The 22,252-nt window shown below is 37.8% G+C and carries 23 protein-coding genes, 3 pseudogenes and 1 other annotated feature; of the genes and pseudogenes, 17 read left to right on the plus strand and 9 right to left on the minus strand.

Annotation, left to right across the window (positions count from 1 at the left end; translation table 11 throughout):
- Positions 1-27: 27 nt before the first annotated feature.
- Entirely contained in the window at positions 28-426 is a 399-nt protein-coding gene (gene mscL / locus ACM6HU_RS22980) for a large conductance mechanosensitive channel protein MscL (RefSeq protein WP_016116656.1), read from the minus strand.
- 147 nt (positions 427-573) lie between these two features.
- Positions 574-1,506: a Gfo/Idh/MocA family protein gene (locus ACM6HU_RS22985; RefSeq protein ID WP_016116655.1), complete on the minus strand. Its 933-nt coding sequence runs from the start codon at positions 1,504-1,506 to the stop codon at positions 574-576.
- A 132-nt stretch (positions 1,507-1,638) separates the two neighbouring features.
- Between ACM6HU_RS22985 and ACM6HU_RS22990 the strand changes: the two are divergent.
- Positions 1,639-1,746 (plus strand): annotated as a pseudogene (locus tag ACM6HU_RS22990) (DNA-binding response regulator); the annotation flags it as partial.
- Between the two features lie 5 nt (positions 1,747-1,751).
- Here the strand turns inward: ACM6HU_RS22990 and ACM6HU_RS22995 are convergent.
- From ACM6HU_RS22995 to ACM6HU_RS23010, 4 genes are read right to left on the minus strand one after another with little or no spacing between them, the layout of a single operon-like run.
- Positions 1,752-2,609 carry an alpha/beta fold hydrolase gene (locus ACM6HU_RS22995; protein WP_016116654.1) on the minus strand — a complete coding sequence of 286 codons (858 nt, stop codon included), beginning with the start codon at positions 2,607-2,609 and terminating at the stop codon, positions 1,752-1,754.
- 52 nt (positions 2,610-2,661) lie between these two features.
- Positions 2,662-3,828: an acetoin utilization protein AcuC gene (locus tag ACM6HU_RS23000; protein ID WP_018764514.1), complete on the minus strand. Its 1,167-nt coding sequence runs from the start codon at positions 3,826-3,828 to the stop codon at positions 2,662-2,664.
- Positions 3,825-4,469: an acetoin utilization AcuB family protein gene (locus ACM6HU_RS23005; RefSeq protein ID WP_016116652.1), complete on the minus strand. Its 645-nt coding sequence runs from the start codon at positions 4,467-4,469 to the stop codon at positions 3,825-3,827. The genes ACM6HU_RS23000 and ACM6HU_RS23005 overlap by 4 nt, the downstream gene beginning before the upstream one ends.
- Positions 4,470-4,485: 16 nt before the next feature.
- On the minus strand, positions 4,486-5,118 hold the full coding sequence (locus ACM6HU_RS23010) for a GNAT family N-acetyltransferase (RefSeq protein WP_016116651.1): 633 nt from the start codon (positions 5,116-5,118) through the stop codon (positions 4,486-4,488).
- A 180-nt stretch (positions 5,119-5,298) separates the two neighbouring features.
- On the opposite strand from ACM6HU_RS23010, the gene acsA reads away from it, so the two are divergent.
- The 7 genes from acsA to ACM6HU_RS23045 all read left to right on the plus strand — a co-directional run bounded on the left by acsA (position 5,299) and on the right by ACM6HU_RS23045 (position 10,778).
- Entirely contained in the window at positions 5,299-7,017 is a 1,719-nt protein-coding gene (gene acsA, locus ACM6HU_RS23015; protein ID WP_016116650.1) for an acetate--CoA ligase, read from the plus strand.
- 98 nt (positions 7,018-7,115) lie between these two features.
- Positions 7,116-7,673: a maltose acetyltransferase domain-containing protein gene (locus ACM6HU_RS23020; RefSeq protein ID WP_033671531.1), complete on the plus strand. Its 558-nt coding sequence runs from the start codon at positions 7,116-7,118 to the stop codon at positions 7,671-7,673.
- A 69-nt stretch (positions 7,674-7,742) separates the two neighbouring features.
- Positions 7,743-8,123, plus strand: a complete 381-nt coding sequence (locus ACM6HU_RS23025) for a hypothetical protein (RefSeq protein WP_016116648.1) — start codon at positions 7,743-7,745, stop codon at positions 8,121-8,123.
- Positions 8,104-8,637 (plus strand): RNA polymerase sigma factor, encoded by a 534-nt coding sequence (locus tag ACM6HU_RS23030; RefSeq protein WP_016116647.1) that lies wholly within the window; start codon positions 8,104-8,106, stop codon positions 8,635-8,637. The genes ACM6HU_RS23025 and ACM6HU_RS23030 overlap by 20 nt, the downstream gene beginning before the upstream one ends.
- Entirely contained in the window at positions 8,630-8,875 is a 246-nt protein-coding gene (locus ACM6HU_RS23035) for a hypothetical protein (RefSeq protein WP_414848477.1), read from the plus strand. The genes ACM6HU_RS23030 and ACM6HU_RS23035 overlap by 8 nt, the downstream gene beginning before the upstream one ends.
- 78 nt (positions 8,876-8,953) lie before the next feature.
- Positions 8,954-9,179: a binding site (T-box leader), on the plus strand.
- A gap of 68 nt (positions 9,180-9,247) precedes the next feature.
- Positions 9,248-10,504, plus strand: coding sequence for a tyrosine--tRNA ligase (gene tyrS / locus ACM6HU_RS23040; protein ID WP_016116645.1), 1,257 nt, complete (start codon positions 9,248-9,250; stop codon positions 10,502-10,504).
- 145 nt (positions 10,505-10,649) lie between these two features.
- A complete protein-coding gene (locus ACM6HU_RS23045) occupies positions 10,650-10,778 on the plus strand; it encodes a hypothetical protein (RefSeq protein WP_016116644.1) in 129 nt (42 codons plus the stop codon).
- 129 nt (positions 10,779-10,907) lie between these two features.
- On the opposite strand, the gene rpsD is transcribed toward ACM6HU_RS23045, so the two are convergent.
- Entirely contained in the window at positions 10,908-11,510 is a 603-nt protein-coding gene (rpsD, locus tag ACM6HU_RS23050) for a 30S ribosomal protein S4 (protein ID WP_016116643.1), read from the minus strand.
- Between the two features lie 352 nt (positions 11,511-11,862).
- On the opposite strand from rpsD, the gene megL reads away from it, so the two are divergent.
- Positions 11,863-13,053, plus strand: a complete 1,191-nt coding sequence (megL, locus tag ACM6HU_RS23055; RefSeq protein WP_414848478.1) for a methionine gamma-lyase — start codon at positions 11,863-11,865, stop codon at positions 13,051-13,053.
- A gap of 42 nt (positions 13,054-13,095) precedes the next feature.
- On the opposite strand, the gene ACM6HU_RS23060 is transcribed toward megL, so the two are convergent.
- Positions 13,096-13,575 (minus strand): GAF domain-containing protein, encoded by a 480-nt coding sequence (locus ACM6HU_RS23060; RefSeq protein WP_016116641.1) that lies wholly within the window; start codon positions 13,573-13,575, stop codon positions 13,096-13,098.
- A gap of 149 nt (positions 13,576-13,724) precedes the next feature.
- On the opposite strand from ACM6HU_RS23060, the gene refZ reads away from it, so the two are divergent.
- The gene (gene refZ, locus ACM6HU_RS23065) at positions 13,725-14,363 is read left to right on the plus strand and encodes a forespore capture DNA-binding protein RefZ (RefSeq protein ID WP_016116640.1); all 639 of its coding nucleotides are present in this window, start codon (positions 13,725-13,727) and stop codon (positions 14,361-14,363) included.
- A gap of 46 nt (positions 14,364-14,409) precedes the next feature.
- Here the strand turns inward: refZ and ACM6HU_RS23070 are convergent.
- Positions 14,410-14,721: pseudogene (locus ACM6HU_RS23070) on the minus strand (EamA family transporter); the annotation flags it as partial.
- Here ACM6HU_RS23070 and ACM6HU_RS23075 point away from each other — a divergent pair.
- From ACM6HU_RS23075 to ACM6HU_RS23105, 7 genes and pseudogenes are all read left to right on the plus strand, one after another.
- Positions 14,718-15,099 (plus strand): annotated as a pseudogene (locus ACM6HU_RS23075) (LysR family transcriptional regulator substrate-binding protein); the annotation flags it as partial. The pseudogenes ACM6HU_RS23070 and ACM6HU_RS23075 sit on opposite strands and share 4 nt — an antisense overlap.
- Before the next feature lie 243 nt (positions 15,100-15,342).
- Positions 15,343-17,052: a septation ring formation regulator EzrA gene (gene ezrA, locus ACM6HU_RS23080; RefSeq protein ID WP_016116637.1), complete on the plus strand. Its 1,710-nt coding sequence runs from the start codon at positions 15,343-15,345 to the stop codon at positions 17,050-17,052.
- Positions 17,053-17,263: 211 nt separating this feature from the next.
- Positions 17,264-18,406 (plus strand): cysteine desulfurase family protein, encoded by a 1,143-nt coding sequence (locus tag ACM6HU_RS23085; protein WP_033671530.1) that lies wholly within the window; start codon positions 17,264-17,266, stop codon positions 18,404-18,406.
- Between the two features lie 6 nt (positions 18,407-18,412).
- Positions 18,413-19,624 carry a tRNA uracil 4-sulfurtransferase ThiI gene (thiI, locus tag ACM6HU_RS23090; RefSeq protein WP_016116635.1) on the plus strand — a complete coding sequence of 404 codons (1,212 nt, stop codon included), beginning with the start codon at positions 18,413-18,415 and terminating at the stop codon, positions 19,622-19,624.
- Positions 19,625-19,703: 79 nt separating this feature from the next.
- Positions 19,704-19,898, plus strand: a complete 195-nt coding sequence (locus ACM6HU_RS23095; RefSeq protein ID WP_000168892.1) for a small, acid-soluble spore protein, alpha/beta type — start codon at positions 19,704-19,706, stop codon at positions 19,896-19,898.
- Positions 19,899-20,048: 150 nt separating this feature from the next.
- Positions 20,049-21,635: an acyl-CoA synthetase MbcS gene (gene mbcS, locus ACM6HU_RS23100; protein ID WP_016116634.1), complete on the plus strand. Its 1,587-nt coding sequence runs from the start codon at positions 20,049-20,051 to the stop codon at positions 21,633-21,635.
- Positions 21,636-21,754: 119 nt separating this feature from the next.
- Entirely contained in the window at positions 21,755-22,186 is a 432-nt protein-coding gene (locus tag ACM6HU_RS23105) for a VOC family protein (RefSeq protein WP_016116633.1), read from the plus strand.
- The last annotated feature ends 66 nt before the right edge of the window (positions 22,187-22,252 follow it).

Below are 22,252 nucleotides of genomic sequence, written 5' to 3' on the forward strand. Positions count from 1 at the left end.
ATGTGGGCATGCTTTTTATCCGTTCAATTATGCGTTGTCTTTTGAAGCGTTTTGTTGTTTCAATAAGTCGCGAATTTCGCCAAGAAGTACTTCTTCTTTTGTTGGTTCTGGAATTTCTTCTTTCTTTTCTTCTTCTTTTTTGAATGTTAGCTTGTTGAAAACTTTAATAAATGCAAAGATAGCAGCTGCGATGATTAGGAAGTCAAAGATAGTTTGGATGAAGTTACCATACATAATAGCTGTTTTACCAAATGTAATTTTTAAACCTGTAAAGTCGATACCACCCATTAACATACCGATTAATGGTATGATAATGTCTTTTACTAAAGAACTTACGATTTTCCCGAAAGCAGCTCCGATTACAACCCCGACAGCTAAATCCATAACATTCCCTTTTAAAGCGAACTTTTTAAACTCGTTCCACATTTATAATTTCCATCCTTTCCACGATTCAGTATGAAACTTATAATTCCTATCAACATATTCTATAGAAGTTTTTGATAGAAATAAAGGGGAAATGGGAATGAAAGTAAATTCTGAAAAATGTATCCGTTTCCTTCTATAAAATCCAAATTATGTGATTTTCATTTCGGTAGATTGTAGTAATGAATCTAGCATTTGTTGGGATTTTAATCCTTCTACTCCATCAACTAGTGGCTTTGTATCCCCTTGTACACAATTGATGAAATGCTGCACAGCATCTTCAAAACCACGCTGCTTTAATGTCGTTCCCCATGAAGGTGAACCGCTTTGTGTAATGCGATTATCTTGTTCAACCTCTAGCGCATTCATGTTTTTTACACGAATGATTTTCCCTGTTGTGACAAGTTCGATTTGTTCTAGATTTGTACCAGCATGGCGATGCATAGCGGTAGAGAGTAATGTACCAGCTGAACTTGTATACGTATGATGGCCATAAAGGAGTTCATTTTTTTCGTTTGTTTGCAGCATATTATGAACAACGCGAAGATTACCATTTGCTAACCAGCGTGCTGTATCGACGATGTGTAAATAATCATCAAGCATTGTAAAGTCATATGTATATGGACCAACTTTGTTTGTGCGATGTTTTTCAATACGAATCCATGAAATATCATTTGCTTGTTCTTTTGCTGTAACATACATAGGGACAAATCGACGGTTAAAACCAACCATTAGTTTACGATTATGTTTTTCACTCAGTTCCACTAATCTTTCTGCTTGCTCGACCGTAGCAGCTAATGGTTTGTCAACGTAAACATCGATTCCTTTTTGAAGAAGTTCGGAAACGATTTCATAATGTGTTGCAGTGGAACTATGGACAAACATTGCATCGCATTCTGAAGCGAGAGTTTGTAAGCTAGTGAAGTCTTGAATACGATATTGCTTACAGATTTGTTTGCGTTTTTCAGCATTTGGTGTAAACGCTCCTGTAAATATCCAATCTGTTTCTTTTGTAAGAGTTGGAAGATAAGCTTTTTGTGCGATGCTACCTAGCCCTATCATACCAATTCGAGGTTTATTCATATAGTTTCCCACCCTGCTATGGATTTTTATAAGTTGTATAGTTGTATAGCAACTATACTGTAGCATACGTATTAGAAGGAAACAAAGATTAAAGTTTTGATATACCCGAAGTACTCTTTTACTGCAAGCACTTCGGATGATTATATTAAAAAGCCGTTCAGTTCAAGTGAATTAGTTGCAAGAGTAAAAGCACATATCGCTCGTTATGAACGATTATCTGGAAATATGATCAAGCAGCAAGTGATTTAGTACTTGCTGCTTTCATGCTGTAATGGTTTATAGAAAGTTTTAATAATAGACGAAAAATAATCGCTTTCTTCTAAAAAAGGATAATGGTTGCTATGCTCAAACGGAATAAAGATAGAACCAGGTATACCTTTGTGCATCTCGATAGAATATTGCACTGGACATTGAACGTCATGATTTCCACAAATGATTAATGTTTTTGCTGTAATAGATGAAAGCTGATCTCTTAAGTCGAATTGTGGGTATTCGTTAGCGAAAGCGTTCATCCGACTTACAGCCATTGTTTTATAAATCGGTTTCGAGAAGTATGTTTTATAGCGTTCTGGCTCATATAAAGATAATTTTGTTCGTTCAGCTGATAATACACTTCGCTCTTTTGGAGTAAGATTAGGGAGTTTCAATTCTTCCATAATGTCTTGCATGTATTGAAATTGTGGATGATTCGGATGGTAAATGCAATCGGATGTTTCTGTATAGTTACTAGCAGCAGCACCTACAACGATTAAGGATTGTAAAGAATTTGGATAAGTCACGGCATATAGGAGTCCAAGCATACCGCCTGTAGAATGACCAGCGAAATGCCATGATGAAAATTGCAATGCGTCTTTTAGTGCTTCTAAATCTTCAATTGCTTCGCTCAAGCTCAATTCAGTTTCCTGTGTAGCTTTTACAGAATGACCAGCATCTTTTAAATTAATAAGAAATACACGGTGAGTACGAGTAAAGCTCTCTGCAAAATAATCACCAGTTTCATTAAACTGTGAATAATGATGTGTAACACAAAGTGGTTCACCATCGCCTTTTATAAATACTTCAAAAGTACCACGCTTTGTATGTAAGCGTTTTTGTTCCCACATAAATATCACCTTTCATAAAAAAGAATAGGAGAAAGTCCCCTATTCTTATCATTTAATATAAAGCCTTTTTCGTATTATTCCGAATAATTTCAAGGGATTTTGCCACTGTTAATGCATTTTTTTCTTCAATTTCTGGCTTTCGAGGGATAGGGCTATACATGTTGTTAGGGTCTTCCCATGTGAGGGGAAGTTCAATAGGTGCTTGTCCTTTCCAAGCTTCAATCCATTCTGGGGGAAGATAACCTGAGATGTTTTGGATATTGTTCATTTCGAGCCAAATGAGTGCCCATGCTCTTGGAACGACGCGCCATATATCATAGCCGCCACCACCAACGGCGATCCAGCGTCCGTCGCAGTATTCATTAGCGATTTCATGAGCAAGCTTTGGAATTTCACGATAAATTTGCATCGTTGCACAAAGGTGAGTAAGAGGATCGTAATAATGTGCATCGGCTCCGTTTTGCGTTAAAATGATATCCGGTTTAAAGTAAGCTGCGACTTCTTTTACCACGGTACGATAAGATTGTAAAAAAGATTCGTCTTCTGTAAAGGCATCGAGTGGAACGTTAAAAGAATAACTATAGCCAACACCTTGACCGCGCTCGTTTACAGCGCCGGTTCCAGGAAATAAATAGCGCCCAGTTTCATGTAGTGAGATGGTGCAGACGTTAGGGTCATCATAAAAGGACCATTGTACACCATCACCATGATGGGCATCTGTGTCAATGTATAAAACACGCAATCCATATTTTTTTTGCATATATTTTATAGCAATCGAGCTATCGTTATAAATGCAAAAACCAGATGCTTTACCGCGAAATCCGTGGTGCAGGCCACCACCTAAATTTAATGCGTGCTTTACTTGACCTGAAAGAACGGCATCTACAGCCGTTAATGTACCGCCAACAAGTAATGCGCTCGCTTCATGCATATTTGGAAACATCGGTGTATCTTCTGTTCCAAGACCATATGACATGGCGATTGATCTTTCTAATTTTCCTTCTCCAGCACGTTTTACCGCATTTATGTATTCCTCTGTATGAATGAAAGCAATCTCCTCATCTGTTGCCATTCGCGGTGGAATAACTTGAGAAGGGTGAATCAGCCCACTCTTTTCTAGTAAATCGTAGGTGAGTGTAACACGAAGCTGATTAAAGGGATGTTCAGGGCTAAAGGAATAGCCCCGAAAATCATCTGAATAAATGAAGGCACTCTTCATGCCTGCATCCCCATTATGTTTGGCCATAAGACATGATAACCTTTTTGCTCTAATGTTTCGATCACTCTTAGAGGATTCATCGTTTGAATGCGGAAAACGAGTACTTTATCATTCTCATCTCTTGCTGGATAGACGAGAACGCTCACAATATTAATATGTAAATCACTAAAAATAGCAACTACCTTTCCGAGAATACCAGGTTCATTTTTCACTTGAATTTCAATTTGTGAACTTGGCTGATGGGCACCTGTTAGTTTCACGAGTGTATGTAATACTGTGGATTCTGATATGATTCCAACAAGCTTTCCGCCCTTTGTAACAGGAAGACAGCCAATTTTATTTTCAAAAAATAGTGTTGCAATTTCCTCTACAAAGTCAAGAGGATGGCATGTCATTACCGGTTGTTTCATAATTAGCTTAATCGGTTGCTTAAGTGTATCCATTGAAACTTGTTCATCAAGAATCGACGGACTCGCATCGCGTACGTCGCGATCAGAAATAATACCGACTACATTGTTCTCATGATTAACAATGGGAATGTGCCGAATGCTTTTCGCATTTAATGTGCGCAGTGCTGTTTCTATCGTATCATCTGGGTGCAGTGCGATTACATCATGATTCATAATTTCTTCTACAATCATTCCATATGCCCCTTTCTTAATACATAAAACGATTTTTAAAGCGTAAACGGTCAAAATCTTGGATGGAATTTGTATCGACGCGGTTGCCGATACGAACCATTAAACAGTTAGCTGGGTGGGAACAAATTTCTGGATCATCTGTTGCCATCCACTCTAGTCCGCCGGCATTCATCATCTTTTCCATTACTTTACGGTATTCCCAAACATTTAAACCAGTTTGTTTTAAATCCCAGTGCCAATAATATTCAGTCGTTAATATAATATAATCTTCCATATGATCATCCATCATCGAAACCTCTAATAGATTTTTTCCAACCGAGCATCCGCGGAATGCGGGAATGACTTCAATTGCTCCGAGTTCAATTAAGTTTTCCATGTTTCCTTCTGACCATCGTTCTAGCGGATCAGGATATAAATATGTAACATATCCGACAATTGTTTGGTCATGTCTTGCGATAATGAGACGAGCTTCTGGTAATTTAGAAATTTCGACAATCGCTTTATATTGTTGATCAGCGGGACGAAAGGCAACTAAGTCTGGATGAAATTCACACATTTCAAGATTATGGGTAGATACAGGACCTTCAATGATTAAGGTTCCTTGCGTTGTTTTTAAGTTTCTTGCATTATATATTTTTTTATGAATCAATGTTTTGCTCACCACCTTGAGGGTTTGTGAATCTACTATATATTATCGTACTTTATAATATATGCGATGTGAATCGAATTTTGTCAGTAAAAATTTGTCTAAAAATCAACAAATATACTGAAAATTTTAAATAATATCATTATAATAGATAATAGAATACATAGGAGGGGGATGTAAAGTATGAAAGTAGAAACGCTTCCAGTTATTAAAGGAGAAAATAATTTGCCCGATTATGAAGAAACATATGCAGGTTTCAACTGGGAGGAGGTTAATAAAAACTTTTCTTGGTATGAAACAGGCCGAGTAAATATGGCATATGAGACAATTGATAAACATGCGAAATCTGATCGAAAAAATAAAGTGGCACTTTATTATCAAGATGGAGTGCGCAAAGAGAAATATACATTTAAAGAAATGAAGGAGTTTTCCAACAAAGCGGGAAATGTCCTGAAAAACTATGGTGATGTAGAAAAAGGAGATCGCGTTTTTATTTTCATGCCGCGTTCACCAGAATTATATTTCGCACTTCTTGGTGCAGTGAAATTAGGAGCAATTGTTGGTCCGTTATTTGAAGCATTTATGGAAGGAGCGGTGCGCGATCGTTTAGAAGATAGCGAAGCGAAAGTGTTAATTACAACGCCTGAATTGTTAGAGCGTGTTCCGCTTAATGATTTACCAGCGTTAAAAACAGTCTTTCTTGTTGGAGAGAATGTAGAAGAAGGCGGAAAACTTGTTGCGTTTAATCCATTATTTGAACAAGCTTCTAACAAACTACAAATCGAATGGTTAGACCGTGAAGATGGATTAATTCTTCATTATACGTCCGGTTCTACAGGGAAGCCAAAAGGTGTTCTTCATGCGCAAAATGCAATGGTGCAGCATTATCAAACTGCAAAATGGGTGCTCGATTTAAAAGAGGACGATGTATATTGGTGCACAGCTGATCCAGGTTGGGTAACAGGAACTGCTTACGGGATTTTTGCACCGTGGTTAGTAGGTGGATCAAATGTCGTTTTAGGAGGGCGTTTTAGTCCAGAGGCATGGTACGAAGCACTGCAAGATTACGGTGTAACAGTTTGGTATAGTGCGCCAACAGCATTCCGCATGTTAATGGGAGCTGGCGAAGAAGCGATTAAGAAATACGATTTATCAGCACTCCGTCACGTACTAAGTGTTGGTGAGCCGTTAAATCCAGAAGTAATTCGCTGGGGAATGAACGCATTTGGCCTTCGTATTCACGATACATGGTGGATGACAGAAACAGGGGCACAAGTTATTTGTAACTATCCTTGTATGGAAATTCGCCCCGGATCAATGGGGAAACCAATTCCAGGTGTGAAAGCAGCGATTGTTGATAACGAAGGAAATGAAGTACCGCCATATACAATGGGGAACTTAGCGATTGCTAAGGGCTGGCCATCGATGATGCGCGCAGTTTGGAACAATCCGCAAAAATATGAATCTTACTTCATGCCAGGAGATTGGTATGTATCAGGTGACTCTGCTTATATGGATGAAGATGGATATTTCTGGTTCCAAGGGCGTATTGATGATGTCATTATGACTTCTGGTGAGCGCGTTGGTCCATTTGAAGTAGAAAGTAAATTAATTGAACACGCTGCGGTAGCAGAAGCTGGTGTAATCGGTATTCCAGACCCAGTGCGCGGTGAGATTATTAAAGCGTTTATCGCACTGCGCGCAGGTTATGAAGCATCTGATGAATTAAAAGAAGAGATTCGTCAATTTGTGAAAAAAGGCTTAGCAGCTCATGCAGCGCCAAGACAAATTGAATTCCGAGATAAACTACCGAAAACGAGAAGTGGTAAAATTATGCGACGCGTGTTAAAAGCATGGGAGTTAAACTTGCCAACAGGCGATTTATCAACAATGGAAGATTAACAGAGAAAGGTCTGAACGTATTATTTCGTTCAGACCTTTCTTTTTTGTGTTATCATAAGAAAAATAACTTATATATACGTGTTAAAGGGGATGCTATTATGAAAACAGAAAAAGAAAAAATGATACAAGGTGAAATGTACGTACCGGCTGATCCAGTATTAGTACAAGACAGGGAGCTGGCTCGTATATTAACAAGAAAATTAAATGAAACACCGGAAACAAAATCTGAAGAACGTAGTTTGCTAGTAAAAGAATTGTTTGGATCCATAGGAGACAACATTCATATTGAATCTTCTTTCAAATGTGATTACGGCTATAACATTCATGTTGGAGAAAACTTTTATGCTAATTTTGATTGCGTCATTTTAGATGTCTGTCCAGTCACAGTCGGTGAGAACTGTATGTTAGCTCCAGGAGTTCACATTTACACCGCAACACACCCACTTGATCCCATTGAACGTATCAGTGGCAAGGAATTTGGGAAACCAGTAACAATTGGGAATAACGTTTGGATTGGTGGAAGAGCTATTATTAACCCAGGGGTTACGATTGGAGATAATGCGGTGATTGCTTCTGGTGCAGTTGTAACGAAGGAAGTTCCTGATAACGTTGTAGTTGGTGGGAATCCTGCGAGAATAATTAAAAAAATAAAATAAATTCTTTTGAACCATTTGCCTCTGTCGGTTGTATAAGTTTATGACATGATAGATTAGGAGGCGACCTACATGCTAATTGGATTTATTGTTTCAGGTGCTGTAGTAGTTATTATGATGATTGTTATTCTTGGAATTGTGATACCTTTTGATAGGAAATATATCGTTCGAACAAACGGATATAAAATTGATTTTACAAAAACAAAAATATATTTTCGCTGGAATGTATTTGATACAATTTCTGTCTGTCTTGCGGTGTATGCGTGCATATGCGTACAAGTATTAAATATTTTAGTCTCGAGCGGATTTACGGTTCAAAATCCATACGTCCAGTTTTTTACGAATCAATCACAAGTGTGGACACTTGTAGCAAGTGGGTACTTAATTAGCCGAATTTCTTTAACCTTAAAAGGAATAAAGGAGATTAAAAAACATGGCGCAGATTGGGAGTGAGGAAGAGCTCATGCTTGCGTATCAAAATGGGGATAAGCAAGCTGGAGAAAAACTATATGTTTTAATGAAACCAGCGCTATATACATTTTTGTATCGATTTAACCGTGATGAGCAATTGAGTATAGATCTCGTTCAAGATACATTTTTATCGTTAGAACGTAAGAAGCATATGTATGAGATTGAAAAGGGGAAAATTAAAACGTATTTGTTTCAAATCGGTTATCGCCTTATGATTAATAAATTGAATCGAAGAAAAAAGTGGCGCTCTCTTTTACCGTTTTTAGTACCAATACAGGAGAAGGAATTTTCAGAAGAAGACCGGCTCACCGTAAGAGAGGCGATTTTGAAAGTTCCTGAAGAGCAAAGGGCGGTCCTTATTCTTTCTTATTATCATGATATGCCGCAAAAGGAAATTGCAGAGGTTTTAGGTATTTCTGTAGGAACAGTGAAATCGAGACTTCATAATGGTATAAAGAAATTGAAACAATTGCTGGAGGTGGATGAAATTGAGTGAAAATCCCTTAAAAAAAGAGTATAAATTAAAGCAGCATTTAGATAGCGACCATGTAGAAATACTGAATTTTCCAAAAACGGTAAGTCGCTTCGATCGATTACTTGGATTCCTTGCCTCCCCAGCAAAAGATCCTGTGGAAGCGACTATTGGAAATGATTTATCGATTGTGTTTCATGTTTCACTATTAGTTGGTGTTCCAATCCTCTCCCTTATTACAATATTCATTGCGACTTTGTAAAGGAATGGAAGACTAAGAAACTCACGCCTCTATTTGACATGCCTATATAAATGATGGTATAAAGAAAAGTATATAAATAACTGAGCGTGGAAAGGGAGAAGTAGTGATCATTTCCCTGTTTTAGAGAGCTGATGGTCGGTGGAAATCAGCACATAGATGATCGCGAATTACGCCCCTAGAGCATCTTTTTTCGATTGAATCGTATTCAAAAGGGAAAAGACGGTGCTGAGCCGTTATGTGAATGAGGTGGCAGGTTTTTGCCTGCAACTAGGGTGGTAACGCGATGATCAAAATCGTCCCTTATTTGAGGGGCGATTTTTTTATGTTTTCACATTTCACGCTCTATTTAATTTAAAGGAGAGTATGTAGAATATGGGTATTTTACAAGATCTTGAGTTTCGCGGGCTAATTAATCAGCAAACAGATGCTGAAGGTTTACAACAATTATTAGAAAAAGAAAGCGTTAAATTATACTGTGGTTTTGATCCGACAGCAGATAGCTTACACATTGGTCATATGTTACCGGTATTAATGCTACGTCGTTTCCAATTAGCTGGTCATCAACCAATCGCACTTGTAGGTGGCGGTACTGGTATGATCGGTGACCCAAGTGGTAAAAAAGCAGAGCGTACATTAAATACGAAAGATACAGTTGCTTACTACACGGAAAGTATTAAAAATCAGCTTTCAAACTTCTTAGAGTTTGAAAATGTAGAAAACCCAGCAACGATGGCTAATAACTATGATTGGCTTGGTAACTTAGATGTAATTACATTCTTACGCGACATCGGTAAAAACTTCGGTTTAAACTATATGTTAGCAAAAGATACAGTAGCATCTCGTTTAGAGACTGGTATTTCATTTACGGAATTTAGTTACATGATTTTACAATCATACGACTTCTTAAACTTATATCAACAACACGATTGCCGTCTGCAAATCGGTGGTAGTGACCAATGGGGTAACATTACAGCTGGTCTTGAATTAATTCGTAAATCAGAAGAAGATGCGAAAGCATTCGGTTTAACAATTCCGCTTGTTACGAAATCTGATGGTACGAAGTTTGGTAAAACAGAAGGCGGCGCAATTTGGTTAGATCCAGAGAAAACAACTCCTTACGAGTTCTACCAATTCTGGATCAACACAGACGACCGCGATGTTGTAAAATACTTGAAATACTTCACGTTCTTATCTCATGAAGAAATTCTTGAGCTAGAAAAACAAGTATCTGAAGCACCAGAAAAACGTGCAGCACAAAAAGCATTAGCTTCTGAAATGACAAAACTTGTTCATGGCGCTGAAGCATTAGAGCAAGCAATTAAAATTTCTGCAGCATTATTTAGCGGTTCTGTAGCTGAACTAACTGCAAACGAAATTGAGCAAGGTTTCAAAGATGTACCATCTGTAGAACGCAGTGCAGAAGATACAGTATTAATCGACTTGCTTGTTGAAAGCAAAATTTCACCATCAAAACGCCAAGCGCGTGAAGATGTAACAAATGGTGCAATTTACGTAAACGGTGAGCGTACACAAGCATTAGATTATGTTATAACAGAAAAAGACCGTATTGAAAGTAAATTTACAATTATCCGCCGCGGTAAAAAGAAATATTTCTTAATTCGTTACTAATCAATACAGGTTTATAAAAAAAGGCTTTGGGGAGACATACTCCTCAAAGCCTTTTTGTTTTAATCTTCTTTCTATGTTCATACGGAAATCACAAGTGAGGAGTATGATATATGTATAAGATAAAAGAAAGGAGTGGTAAAAGAAAATGTCACTAGAAGCGCTCATCATCTTTTCTTTGCTAAATGCTAGTCAGCTTGCGGAGAATACACAAAGTGATGTACATAAAAATCCTAAAGATGCTTATGTGTATGTGGAGAAACAAGAAGATAAATAAACTTTATTTTATATATAAGAGTAAGTTAAAAAAAGGATGATAAAGATAGCGTTCGCTTTCGTTATCATCCTTTTTTAATAAGTGCTATAAGAACGAAAAAAGCCGATCCAAAGGATCGGCTTTACGTCATTAACGAGAGTAGAACTCTACGATTAACGCTTCGTTGATTTCAGCTGGTAACTCAGCGCGCTCAGCGTGACGAGTGTAAGTAGCTTCTAATTTGTCAGCATCGAAAGTTAAGTATTCTGGTACGAAGTTGTTAACTTCGATCGCTTCTTTAACAACAACAAGGTTGTTAGATTTTTCGCGAACGCTGATAGTTTGACTAGGTTTTACACGGTAAGATGGGATGTCTACGCGAGCACCATCAACCATGATGTGACCGTGGTTTACTAATTGGCGAGCTGCACGACGAGTGCGAGCTAAGCCCATGCGGTAAACTAGGTTGTCAAGACGAGCTTCAAGAAGGATCATGAAGTTTTCGCCGTGTTTACCTGGCATTTTACCTGCTTGGTCAAATGTGCGACGGAATTGACGCTCAGTCATGCCGTACATGTGACGAAGTTTTTGTTTCTCTTGTAATTGTAAACCGTATTCTGAAAGTTTCTTACGTTGGTTAGGACCGTGAGGACCTGGTGCGTAAGGGCGTTTTTCTAATTCTTTACCTGTGCCGCTTAGAGAGATTCCAAGACGACGAGACAGTTTCCAAGCTGGACCTGTATAACGAGCCATAGTTGACTCCTCCTTTAAGTGTTTTTATTTTCGTAAAATAAAAACAGACGTAATCGACATTTATGCGCATTTTGTTTTCATGTACCTTCGCTCCAGCAGCAGGGAGTTACGAGATACACCTCACACAAGAGGAACAAAATACAAACAATAAACTCACATTACAAGGCTGCCTTTTTATTTTACACAAACGCTATTATATCTTTTGAATGGGATTTCGTCAAGCGAGTTTCCATTTTGTTTTATACATGTAAAGTTTGGAAATTACAAGAAGGAATTTAAAACAACATGAAAGAAAGGATAGCAACAGATAGAAAACGCTTACATAAAATAGAAATATAAGGGGGATGTTTGTATGAAAAAGAAACATATAGAAACAGCGCTTATTCATCACGGGTATGAGTCTAAGATGCATAAAGGAAGTTTAACGCCGCCGCTATTTCAAACTTCAACTTATACATTTGAAACAGCGCAGCAAGGAGAAGCGAGTTTTGCTGGGCAGGATCCATCTTATATTTATTCGAGACTTGGAAATCCGACTGTGGAATTGTTCGAAGAGCGTATGGCTGTTTTAGAAGGGGGTGAATCGGCACTAGCATTTGGTTCTGGGATGGCAGCAATCTCGGCGACGCTCCTTGCATTTTTACGTGCTGGAGATCATATCATTTGTTCGAATGGATTATATGGGTGTACGTATGGTTTTTTAGAAGTACTAGAAGAGAAATTTATGATTACTCATTCATTATGTGATATGGAAACAGAAGAAGAGATTGAAGAGACAATTCGTTCGAATACAAAATTGATATTTGTTGAAACACCAATTAATCCAACAATGAGGCTTATCAATTTAGAGAAGGTTATCAAAGTTGCAAAACAAAATGAACTGCTTGTCATTGTCGATAATACATTTTGCTCGCCATATTTACAAACGCCTCTTACACTAGGCTGTGATGTTGTTCTTCATAGTGCTACAAAATATATTGGCGGTCACGGCGATGTTGTTGCTGGTGTGACGGTTTGTAAAACGAAGGAGCTAACTGAACAAATTCGGCCGATTCGAAAAGATATCGGGGGAATTATGGCATCTTTTGATGCATGGCTCTTGCTGCGTGGTTTAAAGACGTTAGCTGTACGAATGGACCGGCACTGTGATAATGCGGAAAAAGTCGTGGCCTTTTTGAAAAATCACGAAAGTGTTGAGGCAGTTTGGTATCCAGAAGGAGAAATAGCATCGTCTCAAATGAAGCGCGGAGGCGGTGTGATTTCATTTACGATTAAAGGTGGAAAAGAAGAAGCACAGGCATTCATGAATGAATTGCAATTTATTACAATTGCGGTGAGTCTTGGTGACACAGAGACGTTAGTGCAACATCCAGCAACGATGACGCACGCTGTCATTCCAGCGGCAGTACGCCATGAAATGGGCATTTCTGATAATTTAATACGCTTATCTGTTGGATTAGAATCATGGGAGGATATTGTCTCGGATTTAGCGTACGCGTTCCTGAAGCAATCGAATGCATTTTCTCATGTGAATGGGGAATGAAAAAATGAGCCATCGATTTACGAAATCGATGGCTCGCATCTTTTACATATGTTTTAGGAGCGTTTCCACAAATTTCTCTAAGTAGTGCTGATCCACTTCGTCGAAACGATTTTTTTCGGGACTATCAATATCGAGTACACCAATGACGTTGTCTTCTTTTATAATCGGTACAACAATTTCAGAATTAGAAGCGCTGTCACAAGCGATGTGCCCAGGGAACTGATGAACATCTGCAACAAGCTGCGTTGTTTTTGTTTCAGCTGCTACGCCGCAAACACCGCGTCCAAAAGGAATACGAACGCACGCTGGCATTCCTTGAAATGGTCCAAGTACAAGTTGAGTTCCTTCTGTTACATAAAAGCCAACCCAATTAACACGCTCTAAAAATTGGTTTAGAAGAGCCGAAGCGTTGGAGAAATTAGCGACTACATTTGGTTCACCAGTTAATAATGCATCAAGTTGTTTAATTACTGTTTCATATTGCTGCTCACGTGATCCTGCATAACTTTTTTTTGTAAACATGGAAACATCACCCTTTCTATCGAGAAATGTAAAATCATAGCAAAACACGCTGTATTTCATATGACTTTGTCGATAGAAAATTAAAGGAATTTGTCTTAAAAGTCAAGAAATTTACATTATAGCTGTTCAGGGTGAGAGGAAGTGAGCGCATGAAGCAGACGAAACAAAAGGTAATTGATGCGGCAATTTCATTGTTTTATACGAAAGGGTACGATGGAACATCGGTGCGAGATATTGCAAAGCGGGCGGATGTGAATGTGGCTAATATTTCATATTATTTTGCTGGAAAGCAAGGTTTATTAGAGCAGCTTATAACTGATTTTTTAGAAGGCTATATCGAGGTAATTGAAAGGTCATTTGAACAAAGAGAGTATTTGCCAGCTAAAGAAGTGATGAATCAAATTGTACGAGGGATTTTACGCTATCAGTTTGAGCATAGGGAACTTACTCGATTTTTTTACCGAGAGCTTTCAATTGATACAACGTTAATCCGGGAAGTGATGACTGTTTATTTTTCTAAAGAAAGATATTATATAGAGCAAATCATTAAGCAGGGACAAATGCAGCAAGAGTTTCAAAAGGTGTCTTTTACAATGTTTATGACGCAATTAAAGGGCATGATAAACATGCCGTATTTATATCCACAATATATATCGGAGGTACTGCATTCGTTTCCATCAGAAACATTCTTTTTGGAAATGTATACGAAAGAAGTAGAGCAATGGATGGAACAAATATTATGTTTAACGCATATGTATTATCCGTTACCGAGAGCAGTCCATATGTAAAGTACCCCCGCCATATTTTAGGTGGGGATATTTTTTGACGTGTTTTTCAAGAAGTGATTTCTTCTTGAATACGCTCTTGCTTTCGTTGCCATAAGTTGTTGCATAGTAAAGCGATAATGGTAATCATCGCTCCAATTACTTCAACTTTATAGCCTCGAAAAATCGATCCGATAAGTGCCAGTACAGGAACTAAATTCATAAATAAAATACCGTTAATGGATGAAATATATCGATTGCCCGTATTCCAACAAAAGACGGCGATAACTCCTGCGATAATCGACATATAAAATAGCTCAAAGCGAACTGTGACGATTGTATGGAGAGGTGGTACAGAAATCAAGTTTGTATACGTTAGCAAAGCTTGTAAAAGAGGTAAGAAGAGAAAATATTGTTTGTGTTGTTTCGAATGAACATGCCTATAAAGATGAACATACGATTCAAATAAAAGATTTGCAGCATGAAAAGCTCATTATTTATCCGGAAATTTGTGACATTAGAAAAATGATTATGACAATGTTCAAAGGAATGGGCGTTACGCCTACTATCGCCATCCTACGCTGAGCCGATGCTTGCGATGGTTCGGGCTGGCCTGGGTATTACGTTGTTGCCAGAAATTGCAGTGGAGCAGGCAGTGCGAGATGGGATTCGTATTATACATGTGGAGCCAACGTTAACGAGAGTGGTTTATTTTATATCCCATAGAGAAGATGCATCTTTATTACAGTCTTTACAGTAAATGTCTATAAATGCAGCGGAGTATGGAAAAAGAAAATCGAGAAATTTTTAGAAGGAATATTACAAACGCAACAAAAGAAACAAGAAATTTTAAAAAAAATTAGGCCAAAAACACGTCATTACATGGTATGATTAGTACATTGTTAGTTGTTAAATATAGGGGATTTCCCTTTTTATACATAATGCCTTCCATTTCATAAACGGAACGGACAAAAAAAGAGATATAAGTAGGAGGCTATTTTGCATGGATTCTATTCTGACGATCGTTATCATCGTAGTAAGCTCTATTCTAGTGCTGCTCATGATAGAGCTCGTGATAAGAAATCGTTTATATAAAGATATTGAAGCACTTGAGCAGTGGAAACAAGAAGTCAAAGATAAACCTGTTGCAGATGAATTGAAACGGGTTAAGGATTTAAATATGACTGGACAAACAGAGGAACTGTTTGGAAAGTGGCGTGAAGAATGGGATGAAATTGTTGCAAACCTTCTGCCAAAAGCTGATAAAACATTAGAAAATGCCCAAAAGTCAGCCTCACAATTTTCCTTCCGAAAAGCAAAGCGTTTGATGAGTGAATCCATTCGTGATTTAGATGAAGCGGATAACCGCATTACGGAGATTTTAAATGAGCTGCAGCAATTATTAGAGAGCTATGAGAAAAATAGTTCGGAAATTGAAGGTTTACGTGATACATATCGTAGTATGAAAAAGAGTGTACTGGCTCATCGTCATATGTTTGGACAATCCGAACAGAAAATTGAAGAGTTACTTGATATAGAATCAGCGAAGTTTCAAGAGTTTGACGAGACAACGGCAAACGGTGATTATTTAAAGGCACGTGATATTGTAAAAAGTTTGGAAGATGGATTGGCGAACTTAGAAATTATCGTTCATGAAATTCCTGATTTATTAGTGGAGTGTCAAGCAACATTACTGGTACAATTGGATGATTTATTACAAGGTCACGATGATATGAAAAAACAAGGGTATGTATTAAATCATTTAGAAATCCCTAAAGAAGTACGGGATATGAACAAACAACTACAAACATGTCTGATTGATTTAGAAGAGCTTCATATAACAGAAGTAAACGAGAAAATAGAAGGCTTAAAAAAGCGTTTGGATATGTTGTATGATCAATTAGAACAAGAAGTACATGCGAAGCATTATGTAGAGAAAACGTCAGTTAGTATTTACGAAGATTTAGAGGAAATTCATGAAAAAGCAATTGAGACAAAATCCGAAACGCAATTTGTGAAACAAAGCTATCAGCTGCAAGACAAAGACATTGAATCACAAAAGTTGATTGAAAAACAAATGCATATTTTAATGAAACGCTTTGAAGTATTGCAATTACGTGTTGCAGAGCAAGATATTGCATTCTCTGTTATTCGTGAAGAACTGGAAGAGATTTATGAGCAATGTGAAACATTGAAGGTACTTCATGTAGAGTATAAAGATATGTTGCAAATGATGCGTAAAGAAGAATTTGAAGCGCGTGAGAAATTAAATGAAATGCGCAATATGATCATAGAAGCGAAACGTTTTATGCAAAAGTCTAACTTACCAGGTCTTCCAGAAAGCATTATGGAAGATTTACAAAGAGGACAAGAGGCAATACAAGGTGTATATGAACAGTTAGAATTAAAACCACTAAATATGAATGTTGTAAATAGTATGTTAGAAGAAGCATATACAATGGTAAACGGTGTATATGAAAAGACGCAGGAGTTAATTGGACAAGCGTACTTAGTAGAAAAGCTAATCCAATATGGTAATCGCTACCGTAGTCATGATGTGGATTTGGCGCAAAGCTTAGAGAATGCAGAGAGATTGTTCCGCGAATATGAATATGATGCAGCTTTAGAACAAGCAGCTTCTGTTTTGGAACAACTTGAACCTGGTGTTGTACAAAAAATTGCTGAATTTGTTGATAATGAACAAACCCCTTGATGAAAAAGGGGTTTGTTTTTTTTGCACTGGATCTGTGTAAATTCTAGAGCGATATTGCTATAATGAATAGCGGAATACAGCAGTGTTTTTCGTTTCAAAATATAGAAGTATACTTCTGTATTGAAAAATGGAACCTTTGAGTATGTTTAGCGTAATTGCACGTATTTGTGATATGATTATACGATGTGACAGCGCTGAAAGGGGAAGAACGATGATCTATTTTGATAATAGTGCGACGACGAAACCATATCCAGAAGTCCTTCAATCTTACGTAACGGTTGCAGGGAAATATTTTGGGAATCCTTCTTCTATTCATTCGCTCGGGGGAGAAGCGGAGCGTTTATTAACACAATCGAGAACGATTGCAGCGCAGCTTCTTCATGTTAAGCCTGCCGAGATTATTTTCACATCGGGTGGAACGGAAGGGAATAACCTTGCGATTAAAGGAATAGCGATGAAGAATCGCTCTCGTGGTAAGCATATTATTACAACAAATATTGAACACGCGTCTGTGTTTGAAGCATATAAACAATTAGAAGGGCTCGGCTTTGATGTTACCTATTTACCTGTAAACGAACATGGTATTGTATCAGTAGAAAATGTAAAACGAGCGCTTCGTGAGGATACAATCCTTGTTTCCATGATCCATGTGAATAATGAAACAGGGGCGATTCAACCTGTTTCTGAAGTTGGTGAATTGCTAGCGAACTATCCAAAAATAAGATTCCATGTGGATCATGTACAAGGAATTGGAAAAGTACCACTTGATTTATATGCTTCTCATATTGATCTCTGTTCGATATCTGGACATAAATTTCATAGCGTAAAGGGAACAGGGCTTTTATATGTACGCGATGGTGTAAGATTAGATCCAATTTTATCAGGTGGTCAGCAGGAGCTGCGTTATCGCTCGGGTACAGAGAACCTACCTGGTATTGTCGCGATGGTAAAGGCACTACGTATGACAATGGAACATATGAGAGAAAAGAGTGACCACTTACAGAAATTGCAAGCAGAACTCGTACGTTTCTTAGAGGGAATGGAAGATGTAACAATTAATACATCGCTTGCGTATGCGGCGCCGCATATTTTAAATGTATCGTTCGTTGGGTTGAAACCAGAAGTAGTGGTTCATGCTCTAGAAGAACGTGACGTATATGTATCAACCAAATCAGCTTGTTCCTCAAAAGCAAATGAAGTGAGTCGTGTGTTAGTATCAATGGGAATACCACATGCTGCAGCAGCGAGTGCGATTCGCATTAGTTTAGCACCTGAAAATACGATGGAAGAAGTAACACAATTTGAAGAAATTATAAAAGAAACATTGCCAAAATTATATGAAGTGATGAGGTAAAGAAATATGATGACATATGAATATATTTTAGTTCGTTATGGAGAAATGACGACAAAAGGAAAAAACCGTTCTAAGTTTGTAAACACGTTAAAAGATAACGTTAAATTTAAATTAAAGAAATTCCCAAATATCAAAATCGATGCAACACACGATCGCATGTACATTCAGTTAAATGGTGAAGATCATGAGGCGATTGCAGAGAAGTTGAAAGATGTATTTGGTATTCATAAGTTTAACTTAGCAATGAAAGTACCGTCAGAATTAGAAGACATTAAAAAAGGAGCGCTTGCTGCTTTCTTACAAGTAAAAGGCGATGTTAAAACATTTAAAATTACAGTACACCGTTCTTATAAACACTTCCCGATGCAGACGATGGAGTTGCTTCCGGAGATTGGCGGCTATATTTTAGATAATACAGAAGACATTACAGTAGATGTTCATAATCCAGATGTAAATGTTCGTGTAGAAATTCGCAGCGGTTATAGCTATATTATGTGTGGTGAGCGCATGGGAGCTGGCGGATTACCAGTTGGCGTTGGCGGAAAAGTAATGGTACTTCTTTCTGGTGGAATCGATAGCCCAGTAGCTGCTTTCTTAACAATGAAGCGCGGTGTATCAGTGGAGGCCGTTCACTTCCATAGTCCGCCATTTACAAGTGAGCGTGCAAAACAAAAAGTAATCGATTTAGCACAAGAGTTAACGAAGTATTGTAAACGTGTAACGCTTCACCTTGTTCCGTTTACTGAAGTGCAAAAAACAATTAATAAGGAAATTCCATCTAGTTATTCTATGACAGTTATGCGCCGTATGATGATGCGTATTACAGAACGTATTGCAGAGGAGCGTAATGCACTTGCGATAACAACGGGTGAAAGTCTTGGACAAGTAGCGAGCCAAACGTTAGATAGTATGCATACGATTAATGAGGTTACAAACTATCCAGTAATTCGCCCGCTTATTACGATGGATAAACTAGAAATTATTAAAATTGCAAATGAAATTGGAACATATGATATTTCGATTCGTCCGTATGAAGACTGCTGTACAGTATTCACACCAGCAAGTCCATCGACAAAACCGAAGCGTGAAAAAGCAAATCGCTTTGAATCAAAATATGACTTTACACCACTTATTGAATCCGTTGTTGCGAATACAGAAAAGATGGTATTACAAACAGTAGAAGTGGCTGAAGAAGAACAATTTGAAGATCTTTTCTAAAACCATAAATTACCATCATTAGATATGTATGAAGTCCTATGGTTTATCACACTCTATACTCACAAGGAGGTGATACCATATGGCAAGCACAAACAAATTAGCAGTGTCTGGTGCTCAAGCAGCATTAGATCAAATGAAATACGAAATCGCTCAAGAGTTTGGTGTTCAACTTGGAGCTGATTCAACATCTCGCGCTAACGGATCTGTTGGTGGCGAAATTACAAAACGTCTAGTTTCACTAGCTGAACAACAATTAGGCGGTTTCCATAAATAATCCCATATACGATGGCTTAGAAGGAGCGGGTTTTCCCGCTCCTTCTTTTTGTCGAAAAGTTATTAAAAAATTTGTCAAAAGAAGAGGGTTCAAAATTTACTGAAAATTCTTTATTATATAAGGGAGGCATAGATAAAGGAGGATGAAATTATGAATAGAGAAGAATTGTTAGCACCAACGTCTTATAACTTAGTTGCGGAGATAGAAAAATATACAAATGAAAAAGAGAAGCTGGCTTTAATTTGGCAAGATGACGAAGGGAATAGACGAGAGGTTACATACCTTGAATTAATACAAGGTGCGAATAAAATTGGAAACGCTTTTATAAAGAGTGGTTTGCAAAAAGGGGATAAGCTTCTCATTATGATGCCACGCTTAATTGAGGCGTATATGACGTACATTGCGGCAATTAAAGCAGGGTTTGTGGTTATTCCAAGTTCAGAAATGCTTCGGAAAAAAGATATTGAATATCGTTTACGGCATGGAGAAGTAAAGGCAATTGTCAGTTATGAACCGTATATCGAACAATTTGAAGATGTAGAGATGATGGAGTCCCTTCGAAAATTTGTACTGAGCGAGCAGTCAGTAGATGGTTGGATTAATTTAAAAGATGCGTTAGAAACAGAAAGTGATGAATTAGAAATCGCAAAGACAGACCGAGAAGATATGGTCTTTTTATCCTATACATCAGGAACGACAGGGAATCCAAAGGGCGTTGTACATACACACGCTTGGGCATATGCACATTTGCGTACAAGCGCTCCGAATTGGCTTGGAATAGAGGAGAATGATGTTGTATGGGCAACGGCAAGTCCAGGATGGCAAAAGTGGATTTGGAGCCCGTTTTTAGCAACACTCGGTTCAGGCGCAACAGGATTTGTATATCACGGTAAATTCGAACCGAAAACATATTTGCAATTATTAGATGATAATAAAGTGAATGTGCTTTGCTGTACGCCGACAGAATATCGTTTAATGGCAAAAGTAGAGAACTTACAGCAATATAATTTAACAGCTTTACATAGTGCTGTATCTGCAGGAGAGCCACTGAACCGAGAGGTAATAGAAACATTTCAAAATCATTTTAACGTTACAGTCAGGGATGGGTATGGACAAACAGAAAATACGTTGCTCGTTGGCGTTATGAAAGGAATGGAAATTAAGCCAGGATCAATGGGAAAACCGACGCCAGGTAATCATGTAGATATTGTAAATGAAGAAGGACAACCTGTATCTGTAGGAGAAGTCGGTGATATTGCTGTTCATATTGAAACGCCAGCACTTTTTAAACAATATTATAAAGATGATGAGCGGACAGCTATGCAATTTCGCGGTGATTATTATATTACAGGTGATAAAGCGAAAAAAGACGAAGAAGGCTATTTTTGGTTCGAGGGGCGCGGGGATGATATTATCATTAGCTCTGGCTATACAATTGGACCATTTGAAGTTGAAGATGCACTTGTGAAACATCCGTATGTAAGAGAGTGTGCTGTTGTGGCAAGTCCAGATGAAATCCGCGGAAGTGTCGTAAAGGCATTTATCGTTTTAAGAGAAAATGTACAAGAAAAAGAAGACACACTGATTCCTTTACTTCAAGAACATGTTAAAGAATTAACAGCACCATATAAATACCCTCGCAAAATTGAATTTGTAGACGAACTACCAAAAACAATTTCCGGAAAAATTAGACGCGTCGAACTTAGAAAACAAGAAATGGGATTAGGGCTAAAGTAAGAAAAAATGGAATTAGATTGTTGCAAGTACATGTAAGATTATGATATTATTTATAGGAACGTACGTTCTGTTTGTAGTGTGAAATGACTACTAAAAAATTGGAAAAAGAGGTGCCTTTTATGATTTTAGGTATTAATCCGTATTTAGTTTTGGATGGTAATGGACAAGAAGCAGTGAAGTTTTATGAACATGCATTGGATGCAAAAGTTGAAGTCATTCAGACTTTTGGAGAAATGCCTGAAAATCCAGAATTCGCTGTTCCAGATGAAGTGAAAGACCGCGTTTTACATGCACATTTAAAAATCGGTAATACGGACCTTATGATTTCTGATACATTCCCAGGACAACCGTACCAAATTGGATCACAAGTAACTGTAGCTATTAGAATAAGTGATGCAGAAAAAGCAAAAGAAGTATTTGAAAAATTGCAAGATGGCGGTCAAGTAATCATGCCAATTCAAGAAACTTTCTGGAGCCCGGCGTATGGGCAAGTAAAAGATAAATTTAATGTAGAATGGCAAGTATCAACAGTTCCAGCTGATCATAATTAATTTTTGGAAAAGCACCATGTTTGTACAGTGGTGCTTTTTTTCTACACTTAAATTTCGTAGACTAAA

Source organism: Bacillus sp. IT-79MI2 (assembly GCF_949768135.1).
In the GTDB taxonomy this organism is placed as follows: Bacteria; Bacillota; Bacilli; order Bacillales; family Bacillaceae_G; genus Bacillus_A; species Bacillus_A pseudomycoides.

What these genes read in the sequence shown, in the direction of transcription:
- ACM6HU_RS23085 (WP_033671530.1), top strand. Translation starts at nt 17,264, where the DNA reads ATGATCTATTTTGATAATAGTGCGACGACGAAACCATATCCAGAAGTC.
- ACM6HU_RS22995 (WP_016116654.1), bottom strand. Translation starts at nt 2,609, where the DNA reads ATGTGGGAACAAAAACGCTTACATACAAAGCGTGGTACTTTTGAAGTA.
- ACM6HU_RS23105 (WP_016116633.1), top strand. Translation starts at nt 21,755, where the DNA reads ATGATTTTAGGTATTAATCCGTATTTAGTTTTGGATGGTAATGGACAA.
- tyrS (WP_016116645.1), top strand. Translation starts at nt 9,248, where the DNA reads ATGGGTATTTTACAAGATCTTGAGTTTCGCGGGCTAATTAATCAGCAA.
- ACM6HU_RS23000 (WP_018764514.1), bottom strand. Translation starts at nt 3,828, where the DNA reads ATGAAGAGTGCCTTCATTTATTCAGATGATTTTCGGGGCTATTCCTTT.
- acsA (WP_016116650.1), top strand. Translation starts at nt 5,299, where the DNA reads ATGAAAGTAGAAACGCTTCCAGTTATTAAAGGAGAAAATAATTTGCCC.
- mscL (WP_016116656.1), bottom strand. Translation starts at nt 426, where the DNA reads ATGTGGAACGAGTTTAAAAAGTTCGCTTTAAAAGGGAATGTTATGGAT.
- ACM6HU_RS23045 (WP_016116644.1), top strand. Translation starts at nt 10,650, where the DNA reads ATGTCACTAGAAGCGCTCATCATCTTTTCTTTGCTAAATGCTAGTCAG.
- ACM6HU_RS23060 (WP_016116641.1), bottom strand. Translation starts at nt 13,575, where the DNA reads ATGTTTACAAAAAAAAGTTATGCAGGATCACGTGAGCAGCAATATGAA.
- mbcS (WP_016116634.1), top strand. Translation starts at nt 20,049, where the DNA reads ATGAATAGAGAAGAATTGTTAGCACCAACGTCTTATAACTTAGTTGCG.
- refZ (WP_016116640.1), top strand. Translation starts at nt 13,725, where the DNA reads ATGAAGCAGACGAAACAAAAGGTAATTGATGCGGCAATTTCATTGTTT.
- ACM6HU_RS23095 (WP_000168892.1), top strand. Translation starts at nt 19,704, where the DNA reads ATGGCAAGCACAAACAAATTAGCAGTGTCTGGTGCTCAAGCAGCATTA.
- ezrA (WP_016116637.1), top strand. Translation starts at nt 15,343, where the DNA reads ATGGATTCTATTCTGACGATCGTTATCATCGTAGTAAGCTCTATTCTA.
- ACM6HU_RS23005 (WP_016116652.1), bottom strand. Translation starts at nt 4,469, where the DNA reads ATGATTGTAGAAGAAATTATGAATCATGATGTAATCGCACTGCACCCA.
- ACM6HU_RS22985 (WP_016116655.1), bottom strand. Translation starts at nt 1,506, where the DNA reads ATGAATAAACCTCGAATTGGTATGATAGGGCTAGGTAGCATCGCACAA.
- ACM6HU_RS23025 (WP_016116648.1), top strand. Translation starts at nt 7,743, where the DNA reads ATGCTAATTGGATTTATTGTTTCAGGTGCTGTAGTAGTTATTATGATG.
- ACM6HU_RS23020 (WP_033671531.1), top strand. Translation starts at nt 7,116, where the DNA reads ATGAAAACAGAAAAAGAAAAAATGATACAAGGTGAAATGTACGTACCG.
- megL (WP_414848478.1), top strand. Translation starts at nt 11,863, where the DNA reads ATGAAAAAGAAACATATAGAAACAGCGCTTATTCATCACGGGTATGAG.
- ACM6HU_RS23030 (WP_016116647.1), top strand. Translation starts at nt 8,104, where the DNA reads ATGGCGCAGATTGGGAGTGAGGAAGAGCTCATGCTTGCGTATCAAAAT.
- thiI (WP_016116635.1), top strand. Translation starts at nt 18,413, where the DNA reads ATGATGACATATGAATATATTTTAGTTCGTTATGGAGAAATGACGACA.
- rpsD (WP_016116643.1), bottom strand. Translation starts at nt 11,510, where the DNA reads ATGGCTCGTTATACAGGTCCAGCTTGGAAACTGTCTCGTCGTCTTGGA.